This is a genomic window from Pseudomonas sp. IT-P12, assembly GCF_949767465.1.
Classification (GTDB): domain Bacteria; phylum Pseudomonadota; class Gammaproteobacteria; order Pseudomonadales; family Pseudomonadaceae; genus Aquipseudomonas.
On sequence record NZ_CATKPY010000024.1, the window covers coordinates 130,671 to 143,156 of the forward strand.

The 12,486-nt window shown below is 58.8% G+C and carries 13 protein-coding genes; all 13 read left to right on the top strand.

The features are described from left to right. Positions 1-8: 8 nt before the first annotated feature. Positions 9-881, top strand: a complete 873-nt coding sequence (locus ACM6IM_RS21510; RefSeq protein WP_192307238.1) for a ParB/RepB/Spo0J family partition protein — start codon at positions 9-11, stop codon at positions 879-881. Positions 882-1,029: 148 nt separating this feature from the next. Continuing rightward, positions 1,030-1,437: a F0F1 ATP synthase subunit I gene (locus ACM6IM_RS21515; protein WP_192307237.1), complete on the top strand. Its 408-nt coding sequence runs from the start codon at positions 1,030-1,032 to the stop codon at positions 1,435-1,437. A 16-nt stretch (positions 1,438-1,453) separates the two neighbouring features. Further along, entirely contained in the window at positions 1,454-2,323 is an 870-nt protein-coding gene (gene atpB, locus ACM6IM_RS21520; protein ID WP_192307236.1) for a F0F1 ATP synthase subunit A, read from the top strand. Positions 2,324-2,456: 133 nt separating this feature from the next. Continuing rightward, complete coding sequence (atpE, locus tag ACM6IM_RS21525) at positions 2,457-2,714, top strand: F0F1 ATP synthase subunit C (protein ID WP_003097235.1); 258 nt, start codon at positions 2,457-2,459, stop codon at positions 2,712-2,714. 58 nt (positions 2,715-2,772) lie between these two features. Further along, a complete protein-coding gene (locus ACM6IM_RS21530; protein ID WP_192307235.1) occupies positions 2,773-3,243 on the top strand; it encodes a F0F1 ATP synthase subunit B in 471 nt (156 codons plus the stop codon). Positions 3,244-3,255: 12 nt separating this feature from the next. Beyond that, a complete protein-coding gene (locus ACM6IM_RS21535) occupies positions 3,256-3,792 on the top strand; it encodes a F0F1 ATP synthase subunit delta (protein WP_192307234.1) in 537 nt (178 codons plus the stop codon). Between the two features lie 21 nt (positions 3,793-3,813). Next, positions 3,814-5,358, top strand: coding sequence for a F0F1 ATP synthase subunit alpha (gene atpA / locus ACM6IM_RS21540; RefSeq protein WP_192307233.1), 1,545 nt, complete (start codon positions 3,814-3,816; stop codon positions 5,356-5,358). 50 nt (positions 5,359-5,408) lie between these two features. Next, a complete protein-coding gene (gene atpG / locus ACM6IM_RS21545; RefSeq protein WP_192307232.1) occupies positions 5,409-6,269 on the top strand; it encodes a F0F1 ATP synthase subunit gamma in 861 nt (286 codons plus the stop codon). 27 nt (positions 6,270-6,296) lie between these two features. After that, positions 6,297-7,673, top strand: coding sequence for a F0F1 ATP synthase subunit beta (atpD, locus tag ACM6IM_RS21550; protein ID WP_192307231.1), 1,377 nt, complete (start codon positions 6,297-6,299; stop codon positions 7,671-7,673). Between the two features lie 45 nt (positions 7,674-7,718). After that, positions 7,719-8,144, top strand: coding sequence for a F0F1 ATP synthase subunit epsilon (locus ACM6IM_RS21555; protein WP_192307230.1), 426 nt, complete (start codon positions 7,719-7,721; stop codon positions 8,142-8,144). A gap of 117 nt (positions 8,145-8,261) precedes the next feature. Further along, positions 8,262-9,629: a bifunctional UDP-N-acetylglucosamine diphosphorylase/glucosamine-1-phosphate N-acetyltransferase GlmU gene (gene glmU, locus ACM6IM_RS21560; protein WP_414866263.1), complete on the top strand. Its 1,368-nt coding sequence runs from the start codon at positions 8,262-8,264 to the stop codon at positions 9,627-9,629. Positions 9,630-9,865: 236 nt separating this feature from the next. Then, the gene (locus tag ACM6IM_RS21565) at positions 9,866-10,642 is read left to right on the top strand and encodes a DeoR/GlpR family DNA-binding transcription regulator (protein ID WP_192307228.1); all 777 of its coding nucleotides are present in this window, start codon (positions 9,866-9,868) and stop codon (positions 10,640-10,642) included. 1 nt (position 10,643) lies between these two features. Beyond that, positions 10,644-12,476: a glutamine--fructose-6-phosphate transaminase (isomerizing) gene (glmS, locus tag ACM6IM_RS21570; RefSeq protein WP_192307227.1), complete on the top strand. Its 1,833-nt coding sequence runs from the start codon at positions 10,644-10,646 to the stop codon at positions 12,474-12,476. The last annotated feature ends 10 nt before the right edge of the window (positions 12,477-12,486 follow it).

Genomic DNA, 12,486 nt, shown 5'->3' on the forward strand with positions numbered 1-12,486 from the left:
GAAACCCCATGGCCGTCAAGAAACGAGGTCTCGGACGTGGACTGGATGCATTGCTCAGTGGTCCGACTGTCAGCTCGCTGGAAGAACAAGCGGTGAAGGCCGATGAGCGCGAGCTTCAGCATCTGCCACTGGACCTGATCCAGCGCGGCAAGTACCAGCCGCGCCGGGACATGGACCCGCAGGCGCTGGAAGAACTGGCGCAGTCGATCAAGACCCAGGGCGTGATGCAGCCGATCGTGGTTCGCCCCATCGGCGGCGGACGCTTCGAAATCATCGCCGGCGAACGCCGCTGGCGCGCCAGCCAGCAGGCTGGCCAGGAAACCATTCCGGCCATGGTGCGCGATGTGCCGGATGAAACCGCCATCGCCATGGCGCTGATCGAGAACATCCAGCGCGAAGACCTCAATCCGATCGAAGAAGCGGTCGCCCTGCAGCGTTTGCAGCAGGAATTCCAGCTGACCCAGCAACAGGTGGCCGAAGCCGTGGGCAAGTCCCGCGTGACCGTGGCCAATCTGCTACGCTTGATCGCGTTGCCGGAAGTCATCAAAACCATGCTGTCCCACGGCGACCTGGAAATGGGTCATGCACGTGCTTTGCTCGGCTTGCCGGAAAATCAACAGGTTGAAGGGGCGCGACACGTTGTCGCACGAGGGCTCACCGTGCGCCAGACTGAGGCACTGGTACGCCAGTGGCTGAGTGGCAAACAGGAGCCTGCCGAACCGGCCAAACCGGACCCGGATATCGCCCGACTCGAGCAACGCCTGGCCGAGCGGCTAGGCTCTGCGGTGCAGATCAGGCACGGAAAGAAGGGGAAAGGACAGCTGGTGATCGGGTACAACTCCCTCGATGAGCTTCAGGGTGTGCTCGCACACATTCGCTGAAACATTTCCTCATGTAGCGTGCAGTCGGAAATCACTACCTGACAGTTGAATAGGGGCAGAACCGCCCCTATACTCTGCGCGCATTTTGGCGGCACAAATTATGCCAAGTTATTGATTTCTGGCAGCCGACCACTGGAGAGCAAGAGTGATGGAAAGCCGCACGCCAAACCGCTTGCCGTTCCATCGACTGGCAGTTTTTCCGGTGTTGATGGCTCAGTTTGTCGTCCTGCTGGTCGCCGCGTTGGCGCTTTGGCAATGGCGCGGAGTCGTTGCCGGATACTCGGGATTGTGCGGAGGCCTGATAGCCTTGCTGCCCAATGTTTATTTCGCTCACAGGGCATTTCGGTTTTCCGGCGCCCGAGCAGCCCAGTCCATCGTCCGGTCGTTTTATGCCGGCGAGGCAGGGAAACTGATTTTGACGGCAGTGCTGTTTGCACTGGTGTTTGCAGGTGTGAAGCCATTGGCGCCGATTGCAGTCTTCGGTGCCTTCGTGCTGACCCAGTCGGTCAGCTGGTTCGCTCCCCTGCTGATGAGAACAAGACTTTCGAGACCTTAGGGCGTTTGAGGCAACCATGGCAGAAACAACCGCTTCGGGCTATATCCAGCACCACTTGCAGAACCTGACCTTCGGTCAGCACCCTACCGGCGGCTGGGGCTTTGCCCACACCGCAGCAGAAGCCAAGGAAATGGGCTTCTGGGCTTTCCACGTCGATACCCTCGGCTGGTCGGTCGCTTTGGGTCTGATCTTCGTACTTCTTTTCCGCATGGCGGCAAAGAAAGCGACTTCCGGTCAGCCTGGTGCTTTGCAGAACTTCGTTGAAGTGTTGGTCGAATTCGTCGATGGCAGCGTGAAAGACAGCTTCCATGGCCGTAGCCCGGTGATTGCACCGCTGGCACTGACCATCTTCGTCTGGGTGTTCCTGATGAACGCCGTCGACCTGGTACCGGTCGACTGGATTCCTCAGCTGGCCATCCTGATCTCCGGCGACCAGCACATTCCGTTCCGCGCCGTGTCGACCACCGACCCGAACGCGACCCTGGGCATGGCGTTCTCGGTTTTCGCACTGATCATTTTCTACAGCATCAAGGTCAAGGGCCTCGGCGGCTTCATCGGCGAGCTGACCCTGCACCCGTTCGGCAGCAAGAACATCTTCGTTCAGGCCCTGCTGATCCCGGTGAACTTCCTGCTGGAATTCGTGACCCTGATCGCCAAGCCGATCTCCCTGGCGCTGCGTCTGTTCGGCAACATGTATGCCGGTGAGCTGGTCTTCATTCTGATTGCTGTGATGTTCGGCAGCGGTCTGCTCTGGCTCAGTGGCCTGGGCGTTGTTCTGCAGTGGGCGTGGGCGGTGTTCCACATCCTGATCATCACCCTGCAGGCGTTCATCTTCATGATGCTGACCATCGTCTACCTGTCGATGGCGCACGAAGAAAACCATTAAGGCCAGTTTCGACTAGTCTGATGTCCCTCTCGGTCAAACGGGAGGGGGTCCTTCCCGGGCCACTGAAACGATTTGTTTTACCGCTTTAAATTAAAAAAACCTAAACCATACGACGTAAAAGTCGGGAGGAAAGATGGAAACTGTAGTTGGTCTAACCGCTATCGCTGTTGCACTGTTGATCGGCCTGGGCGCACTGGGTACCGCAATTGGTTTCGGCCTGCTTGGCGGCAAATTCCTGGAAGGCGCTGCGCGTCAGCCAGAAATGGTTCCAATGCTGCAAGTTAAAATGTTCATCGTTGCCGGTCTGCTCGACGCCGTAACCATGATCGGTGTTGGTATCGCTCTGTTCTTCACCTTTGCGAACCCGTTCGTTGGTCAGATCGCTGGCTAATTACTCGGATCTTCCGGGTAATTTGGTGTGATGGACAACGTAACTGCGAGGTGTTGGCGTGAACATTAATGCGACCCTGATTGGCCAGTCCGTTGCGTTCCTGATTTTTGTACTGTTCTGCATGAAGTTCGTATGGCCTCCGGTCATCGCGGCACTGCACGAACGTCAAAAGAAGATCGCTGATGGTCTGGACGCTGCCAGCCGAGCAGCTCGCGACCTGGAGTTGGCCCAAGAGAAAGCGGGTCAGCAACTGCGCGAAGCGAAAGCTCAGGCAGCTGAAATCATCGAGCAAGCCAAGAAACGCGGTACCCAGATTGTCGACGAAGCCCGTGAACAGGCTCGCGTCGAAGCTGACCGTGTGAAGGCTCAGGCTCAGGCCGAGATCGAACAGGAACTGAACAGCGTCAAAGACGCGCTGCGCGCCCAAGTGGGTAGCCTGGCCGTTGGCGGTGCTTCGAAGATCCTGGGCAAGGCAATCGATCAAAACGCGCACGCAGAGCTGGTTAACCAACTGGCTGCTGAAATCTAAGCGAGGGCGATCATGGCAGAACTGACCACGTTGGCCCGACCTTACGCTAAGGCGGCCTTCGAGCACGCTCAGGCCCACCAGCAACTGGCCAATTGGTCAGCCATGCTCGGCCTGGCAGCAGCGGTGTCGAAAGACGACACCATGCTGCGCGTGCTCAAGGCCCCGCGACTGACGAGCGCAGAAAAGGCCGCCACGTTCATTGACGTGTGTGGCGACAAGTTCGATGTGAAGGCACAGAATTTCATTCACGTCGTTGCCGAAAACGATCGTCTCCCGCTTTTGCCGGAGATTTCTGCTCTGTTCGACCTGTACAAGGCCGAACAAGAGAAGTCGGTAGACGTTGAAGTGACCAGTGCTTTTGCATTGAACCAAGAACAGCAAGACAAACTCGCCAAGGTTCTCAGTGCACGACTCAACCGGGAAGTGCGCCTGCAAGTCGAGGAAGACAAGGCCCTTATTGGGGGTGTTGTCATCCGCGCCGGCGACCTGGTTATCGATGGCTCGATTCGCGGCAAAATCGCGAAACTTGCCGAAGCATTGAAATCTTGAGTTTGAAGGGGCAGCAGAGCAATGCAGCAACTCAATCCTTCCGAAATAAGTGAAATTATCAAGGGCCGCATCGACAAGCTCGATGTGACCTCCCAAGCCCGTAACGAAGGCACTGTCGTCAGCGTATCTGACGGTATCGTGCGGATTCACGGTCTGGCCGACGTCATGTACGGCGAGATGATCGAGTTTCCGGGCGGCGTCTACGGTATGGCCCTCAACCTGGAGCAAGACTCCGTAGGTGCCGTTGTACTGGGCGCATACACCAGTCTGGCCGAAGGCATGAGCGCCAAGTGCACTGGCCGCATCCTGGAAGTTCCGGTGGGTAAGGAACTGCTGGGTCGCGTAGTCGACGCACTGGGTAACCCAGTTGACGGCAAAGGTCCGCTGAACAACACCGAGACCGACGCGGTCGAGAAAGTTGCTCCAGGCGTGATCTGGCGTAAGTCGGTAGACCAGCCTGTACAGACTGGCTACAAGGCTGTCGATGCCATGATTCCTGTCGGCCGTGGCCAGCGTGAGCTGATCATCGGTGACCGTCAGATCGGTAAAACCGCTCTGGCGATCGACGCGATCATCAACCAGAAAGACAGCGGCATTTTCTGCGTCTACGTAGCCATCGGTCAGAAACAATCGACCATCGCCAACGTGGTTCGCAAGCTGGAAGAAAACGGCGCTCTGGCCAACACGATCATCGTGGCTGCCAGTGCTTCGGAATCTCCTGCGCTGCAATTCCTGGCACCGTACTCCGGTTGCACCATGGGTGAATTCTTCCGCGACCGCGGTGAAGACGCGCTGATCGTTTATGACGATCTGTCCAAGCAAGCAGTGGCTTACCGCCAGATTTCCCTGCTGCTGCGCCGTCCACCAGGCCGTGAAGCCTACCCAGGCGACGTGTTCTATCTCCACTCCCGTCTGCTGGAGCGCGCTTCCCGCGTTTCGGAAGAGTACGTAGAGAAGTTCACCAAAGGCGCAGTGACCGGCAAAACCGGTTCCCTGACCGCACTGCCGATCATCGAAACCCAGGCTGGCGACGTTTCCGCGTTCGTTCCGACCAACGTGATCTCCATCACCGACGGTCAGATCTTCCTGGAATCGGCCATGTTCAACTCGGGCATCCGCCCTGCAGTGAACGCCGGTGTTTCGGTATCCCGTGTGGGTGGTGCCGCTCAGACCAAGATCATCAAGAAGCTGTCCGGTGGTATCCGTACCGCTCTGGCTCAGTACCGTGAACTGGCGGCATTCGCCCAGTTCGCTTCTGACCTGGACGAAGCGACCCGTAAGCAACTTGAGCATGGTCAGCGCGTTACCGAGCTGATGAAGCAGAAGCAATACGCGCCAATGTCGATCGCCGACATGTCGCTGTCGCTGTATGCCGCTGAGCGCGGGTACCTGACTGACGTCGAAATCACCAAGGTCGGCAGCTTCGAACAAGCGCTGATTGCTTTCTTCAACCGCGATCACGCCGACTTGATGGCGAAGATCAACGTGAAGGGTGACTTCAATGACGAAATCGATAGCGGCCTGAAAGCCGGTATCGAGAAGTTCAAGGCCACCCAAACCTGGTAAGCCGCAGCGGGAGCCGCAAGGCTCCCGCTTGCTAACCTGATAGGTGTTACATGGCAGGCGCAAAAGAGATTCGCAGTAAGATTGCGAGCATCAAAAGCACGCAAAAAATTACCAGCGCCATGGAAAAAGTGGCGGTCAGCAAAATGCGCAAGGCACAAATGCGCATGGCTGCTAGCCGTCCTTATGCGGAGCGTATCCGCCAGGTTATTGGTCATCTGGCCAACGCTAACCCGGAATATCGCCACCCGTTCATGATCGACCGTGAAGTCAAGCGCGTGGGTTATGTCGTGGTGAGCAGTGACCGTGGTCTGTGTGGTGGCTTGAACACCAACCTGTTCAAGGCTCTGGTCAAGGACATGGCGGTAAACCGCGAAAACGGCGTCGAGATCGACCTGTGTGTCGTTGGTAGCAAGGGTGCGGCTTTCTTCCGCAACTTCGGCGGTAACGTCGTTGCAGCTATCAGCCACCTGGGTGAAGAGCCGTCGATCAATGACCTGATCGGCAGCGTCAAGGTGATGCTGGATGCTTATCTGGACGGCCGTATCGATCGCCTGTCCGTGGTGTCCAACAAGTTCGTCAACACCATGACGCAACTGCCTACCGTGGAGCAATTGATTCCACTGGTGGCAACCCCGGATCAGGAACTCAAGCACCACTGGGATTATCTGTACGAACCGGACGCCAAAGAGCTGCTTGACGGCTTGATGGTCCGCTACGTGGAGTCGCAGGTCTACCAGGCGGTGGTCGAGAACAACGCGGCTGAACAGGCTGCGCGGATGATCGCGATGAAGAACGCTACCGACAACGCCGGTGATTTGATCAGCGATTTGCAGCTGATCTACAACAAGGCGCGTCAGGCTGCGATCACCCAAGAGATCTCGGAAATCGTCGGCGGCGCTGCCGCGGTTTAACGGTTCAAATATTCAGAGGATCCAGCTATGAGTAGCGGACGTATCGTTCAAATCATCGGCGCCGTTATCGACGTGGAATTCCCACGCGACAGCGTACCGAGCATCTACGACGCCTTGAAGGTTCAAGGCGCCGAAACCACTCTGGAAGTTCAGCAGCAGCTGGGCGACGGCGTGGTTCGTACCATTGCGATGGGCTCCACCGAAGGCCTAAAGCGCGGTCTGGACGTCAGCAACACCGGCGCCGCCATCTCCGTACCGGTCGGTAAAGCGACCCTGGGCCGGATCATGGACGTACTGGGCAACCCGATCGACGAAGCTGGTCCGATCGACACCGAAGAGCGTTGGGGTATCCACCGCGCTGCGCCGTCGTTCGCAGAGCAGGCAGGCGGCAACGACCTGCTGGAAACCGGCATCAAGGTTATCGACCTGGTTTGCCCGTTCGCCAAGGGCGGTAAAGTCGGTCTGTTCGGTGGTGCCGGTGTAGGCAAAACCGTAAACATGATGGAACTGATCCGTAACATCGCCATCGAGCACAGCGGTTATTCCGTGTTCGCCGGTGTGGGTGAGCGTACTCGTGAGGGTAACGACTTCTACCACGAGATGAAGGACTCCAACGTTCTGGACAAAGTGGCACTGGTTTACGGTCAGATGAACGAGCCGCCGGGAAACCGTCTGCGCGTAGCCCTGACCGGCCTGACCATGGCCGAGAAGTTCCGTGACGAAGGTAACGACGTTCTGCTGTTCGTCGACAACATCTATCGTTACACCCTGGCCGGTACTGAAGTATCCGCACTGCTGGGCCGTATGCCTTCGGCAGTAGGCTACCAGCCGACCCTGGCTGAAGAGATGGGCGTGCTGCAAGAGCGCATCACTTCGACCAAGCAAGGTTCGATTACGTCGATCCAGGCCGTATACGTACCTGCGGACGACTTGACTGACCCGTCGCCAGCGACCACCTTCGCCCACTTGGACGCCACCGTCGTTCTGTCCCGTGACATCGCTTCCCTGGGTATCTACCCGGCGGTAGACCCACTGGACTCGACTTCGCGTCAGCTGGACCCGAACGTGATCGGCAACGAGCACTACGAAACCGCTCGCGGCGTTCAGTACGTGCTGCAGCGCTACAAGGAACTGAAGGACATCATCGCGATCCTGGGTATGGACGAGCTGTCGGAAGCCGACAAGCAGTTGGTATCCCGCGCTCGTAAGATCCAGCGTTTCTTGTCGCAGCCGTTCTTCGTGGCTGAAGTCTTCACCGGTGCCTCGGGTAAATACGTTTCCCTGAAAGACACCATTGCTGGCTTCAAAGGCATCCTCAACGGTGACTACGACCACCTGCCAGAACAAGCGTTCTACATGGTTGGCGGCATCGAAGAAGCGATCGAGAAAGCCAAGAAACTGTAATCCCGGCGCCCGGCAACGGGCGCTAATTTAGGTTGAGGCAATCAGATGGCTATGACAGTCCATTGCGATATCGTCAGCGCGGAAGGAGAAATCTTTTCCGGTCTGGTCGAGATGGTGATTGCGCACGGTGCACTGGGTGATCTTGGTATCGCCCTGGGTCACGCGCCGCTGATCACCAATCTCAAGCCAGGTCCGATCCGCCTGGTCAAGCAGGGCGGGGAAGAGGAGGTGTATTACATCTCCGGTGGTTTCCTCGAGGTTCAGCCGAACATGGTCAAGGTTCTTGCCGACACCGTGCAACGTGCTGGCGACCTGGACGAAGCCTCCGCTCAGGAAGCCGTCAAGGCTGCCGAGAGAGCCCTGCATGAGCGGGGCGCGGAATTCGATTACGGTTCTGCTTCCGCACGTCTGGCCGAGGCCGCAGCCCAGCTGCGCACCGTCCAGCAGATCCGCAAGAAGTTCGGCCACTAACAGGCTGTCACTTGTTGCGCGATTGATTAAAAAGGGTAGCCTCGGCTACCCTTTTTTCTTTTCCGATTTTCATCACGTTGGTCGCAGCCGCTGACCACCCAGGATTGGTAGCCAGTCATGTCTCTTGAAATCGTTATCCTCGCCGCTGGCCAGGGCACTCGTATGCGCTCGGCGCTGCCAAAGGTCCTGCACCCGATTGCCGGCAATTCGATGCTTGGCCATGTTATCCACAGTGCGCGGCAACTTGATCCACAGCGCATCCACGTGGTCATCGGCCATGGTGCCGATGCCGTGCGTGATCGCCTGGCGGCGGATGACCTGAATTTCGTTCTGCAGGACAAACAACTCGGTACGGGTCACGCGGTTGCTCAAGCGGTGCCGTACATCGAAGCCGACACCGTGCTGATTCTCTATGGCGATGTGCCGTTGATCGAAGTCGAGACCCTTCAACGCCTGTTGGAGAAAGTCGCGCCGCAACAGCTGGGTTTGTTGACCGTGGAACTGGACGACCCGACCGGTTACGGCCGCATCGTTCGCGATGCGGCGGGCAAGGTCACGGCCATCGTCGAGCAGAAAGACGCCAACGAAGCCGAACGTGCGATCACCGAAGGCAACACCGGCATTCTGGCGCTGCCTTTCGCACAGATGAGCGGCTGGATGAGCCGTCTGTCCAATAACAATGCCCAGGGCGAGTACTACCTGACCGACGTGATTGCCATGGCGGTCAACGATGGGCTGGTGGTGGCTACCGAGCAACCCCACGATGCCATGGAAGTGCAGGGCGCCAACGATCGCAAGCAGCTGGCCGAGCTCGAGCGTTATTATCAGCTGCGTGCCGCACGCCGCCTGATGGCGCAAGGGGTGACCCTGCGTGATCCGGCACGCTTCGATGTGCGCGGTGAAGTCAGCGTCGGCCGCGATGTGCTGATCGACATCAACGTGATCCTCGAAGGCAAGGTGGTCATTGAAGACGATGTGGTGATCGGCCCGAATTGCGTGATCAAGGACAGTACCCTGCGCAAGGGCGTTGTGATCAAGGCCAACAGCCACCTCGATGGCGCGGTGCTCGGTGAAAGCAGCGATGCCGGGCCGTTCGCCCGCCTGCGTCCGGGTACCGTGCTGGAAGCGCGCGCGCATGTGGGTAACTTTGTCGAACTGAAAAACGCGCATCTGGGCGAAGGGGCCAAGGCTGGCCACCTGAGTTATCTGGGGGATGCCGAGATCGGTGCGCGGACCAACATCGGTGCGGGTACCATCACCTGCAACTATGACGGTGTGAACAAGTGGAAAACCGTGATGGGTGAAGACGTGTTCATCGGTTCCAACAATTCGCTGGTGGCGCCTGTGGATATCTCCAGCGGCGCGACCACCGCAGCCGGATCGACCATCACGCAGAATGTGGATAAAGCCCAGTTGGCGGTCGGTCGTGCTCGCCAGAAGAACATCGACGGCTGGAAACGGCCGGAGAAGGTCAAGAAGAGCTAAGTTATCCACAACGCCGGATACGTCTTCGCGGGGTTGACCCTGTTGCAGATCGGTTGAATCAATATTCCTGTGGGAGTCAGTCCACTCCCACAGGTGAGGGACTGCTCATACCTCCGTAGCGCTGGGGCCGGCGGCGAAAATTATCCACAGCTCTTTTTATCACCGCCCGCTTGACGAAGTTTCGCCAATAGGTTTTGATTGCTTCCGTTATCTTTCGAATCGAAACTTACCAGCTCATGTCGAAGCGCAATACACCCCAACGTCGCCACAATATCCTTGCCCTGCTCAACGAACAGGGTGAAGTCAGTGTGGATGCGCTGGCCAAACGTTTCGAAACCTCGGAAGTTACGATTCGCAAGGATCTGGCCGCCCTCGAAAGCAACGGGCTGTTACTACGTCGTTACGGCGGGGCAATCACCATGCCCCAGGAATTGGTAGCCGACATTGGCCAGCCAGTCTCCACTTATAAACAGGCCATCGCCCGCGCGGCGGTCACGCGGATTCGCGAGCATGCGCGGATCATCATCGACAGTGGCAGCACCACCGCCGCGATGATCCCCGAACTCGGCCAGCAACCGGGCCTGGTGGTGATGACCAATTCCCTGCACGTTGCCAATGCCCTCAGCGAACTCGAGCACGAACCGGTGCTGTTGATGACCGGCGGCACCTGGGATCCCCATTCCGAATCCTTTCAGGGCCAGGTCGCCGAGCAGGTACTACGCTCCTACGATTTCGACCAGTTGTTCATCGGTGCCGACGGCATCGACCTGGTGCGTGGCACCACCACCTTCAATGAACTGTTGGGGCTGAGCCGCGTCATGGCCGATGTCGCCCGCGAAGTCATTGTGATGGTCGAGGCCGATAAGATCGGCCGCAAGATTCCCAACCTGGAGCTGCCCTGGAGCAGCGTCCATACCCTTATTACGGATGATCGCCTGCCGCTCGAGGCACGGGATCAGATTCAGGCCCGCGGCATCAATTTGATTTGCGCGGCTGTCAGTCAGGAGAAATAGCATGTGTGGAATTGTCGGCGCAGTTGCAGAACGTAATATCACCGCCATCCTGCTCGAAGGCCTCAAGCGCCTGGAATACCGTGGCTACGACAGCGCCGGTGTGGCGGTACTGACCAACGACGCCAGGCTCGAACGCATGCGTCGCCCGGGCAAGGTCAGCGAGCTGGAAGCTGCGCTCGACGCCGAGCCGCTGGTAGGGCGCCTGGGCATTGCCCATACACGTTGGGCCACCCACGGTGCGCCGTGCGAGCGTAATGCTCACCCACATTTTTCCGGCGACCTGGCGGTGGTGCACAACGGCATCATCGAAAACCACGAAGCCCTGCGCGAACAACTCAAAGCCCTGGGCTACGTGTTCACTTCGGACACCGACACCGAAGTGATCGCCCACCTGCTGAACCACAAACTCAAGGACCTGGGCGACCTGACCGTGGCCCTCAAGGCCACCGTCAAAGAGCTGCACGGTGCCTACGGCCTGGCGGTGATCAGCGCTGCTCAACCGGATCGCCTGGTCGCCGCCCGTAGCGGCAGCCCGTTGGTGATCGGTCTGGGTCTGGGGGAAAACTTCCTGGCGTCCGACCAATTGGCCCTGCGCCAGGTCACCGACCGCTTCATGTACCTGGAAGAAGGCGATATCGCCGACATCCGCCGTGACAGCGTGCAGATCTGGGACATTACCGGCCAGGCCGTCGAGCGCGAAACCGTGCAGTACCGCGACGGTGCCGAAGCGGCCGACAAGGGCGAGTTCCGCCATTTCATGCTCAAGGAAATCCACGAGCAACCGGCCGTGGTGCAGCGCACCCTCGAGGGCCGCTTGAGCCCGAATGGCGTGCTGGTCCAGGCGTTTGGTCCACAGGCTGCCGAGCTGTTCGCCAAAGTGCGCAACGTGCAGATCGTCGCGTGCGGCACCAGCTACCACGCCGGCATGGTTGCCCGTTACTGGCTTGAAGAGCTGGCCGGGATCCCGTGCCAGGTCGAAGTCGCCAGCGAATTCCGCTACCGCAAGGTGGTGGTGCAACCGGACACGCTGTTCGTGACCATCTCCCAGTCCGGCGAAACCGCCGACACCCTGGCCGCGCTGCGTAACGCCAAGGAACTGGGCTTCCTCGCCAGCCTGGCCATCTGCAACGTCGGTATCAGCTCGCTGGTGCGCGAATCCGACCTGACGCTGCTGACCCAGGCTGGTCGCGAAATCGGCGTCGCCTCGACCAAGGCGTTCACCACCCAGCTGGTTGGTCTGCTGTTGCTCACCCTGTCCCTGGGCCAGGTTCGTGGCACGCTTGCAAAAGGTGTCGAGGCCACACTGGTCGAAGAGCTGCGTCGCCTGCCAACCCGCCTGGGTGAAGCCTTGGCCATGGACAGCACCGTCGAGAAAATCGCCGAACTGTTCGCCGAAAAGAACCACACACTGTTCCTCGGCCGTGGCGCGCAATTCCCGGTGGCCATGGAAGGGGCGCTCAAGCTCAAGGAAATCTCCTACATCCACGCCGAAGCCTACCCGGCCGGTGAACTGAAACACGGCCCGCTCGCGCTTGTGGATAACGACATGCCGGTGGTCACCGTCGCGCCGAACAACGAACTGCTGGAAAAGCTGAAGTCCAACCTGCAGGAAGTCCGCGCCCGTGGCGGCCAACTGATCGTGTTCGCCGACGAGAAGGCCGGCATGACCAACGGCGAAGGCACCCACGTCGTGCACATGCCGCATATCCACGACATCCTGTCGCCGATCCTCTACACCATCCCGCTGCAGTTGCTGTCGTACTACGTCGCCGTGCTCAAGGGCACGGACGTCGACCAGCCGCGCAACCTGGCGAAGTCGGTAACGGTGGAATAAGTTATCCACA

Coding starts and splice junctions, on each gene's coding strand:
- ACM6IM_RS21510 (WP_192307238.1), top strand. CDS start 9: ATGGCCGTCAAGAAACGAGGTCTCGGACGTGGACTGGATGCATTGCTC.
- ACM6IM_RS21515 (WP_192307237.1), top strand. CDS start 1,030: ATGGAAAGCCGCACGCCAAACCGCTTGCCGTTCCATCGACTGGCAGTT.
- atpB (WP_192307236.1), top strand. CDS start 1,454: ATGGCAGAAACAACCGCTTCGGGCTATATCCAGCACCACTTGCAGAAC.
- atpE (WP_003097235.1), top strand. CDS start 2,457: ATGGAAACTGTAGTTGGTCTAACCGCTATCGCTGTTGCACTGTTGATC.
- ACM6IM_RS21535 (WP_192307234.1), top strand. CDS start 3,256: ATGGCAGAACTGACCACGTTGGCCCGACCTTACGCTAAGGCGGCCTTC.
- atpA (WP_192307233.1), top strand. CDS start 3,814: ATGCAGCAACTCAATCCTTCCGAAATAAGTGAAATTATCAAGGGCCGC.
- atpG (WP_192307232.1), top strand. CDS start 5,409: ATGGCAGGCGCAAAAGAGATTCGCAGTAAGATTGCGAGCATCAAAAGC.
- atpD (WP_192307231.1), top strand. CDS start 6,297: ATGAGTAGCGGACGTATCGTTCAAATCATCGGCGCCGTTATCGACGTG.
- ACM6IM_RS21555 (WP_192307230.1), top strand. CDS start 7,719: ATGGCTATGACAGTCCATTGCGATATCGTCAGCGCGGAAGGAGAAATC.
- glmU (WP_414866263.1), top strand. CDS start 8,262: ATGTCTCTTGAAATCGTTATCCTCGCCGCTGGCCAGGGCACTCGTATG.
- ACM6IM_RS21565 (WP_192307228.1), top strand. CDS start 9,866: ATGTCGAAGCGCAATACACCCCAACGTCGCCACAATATCCTTGCCCTG.
- glmS (WP_192307227.1), top strand. CDS start 10,644: ATGTGTGGAATTGTCGGCGCAGTTGCAGAACGTAATATCACCGCCATC.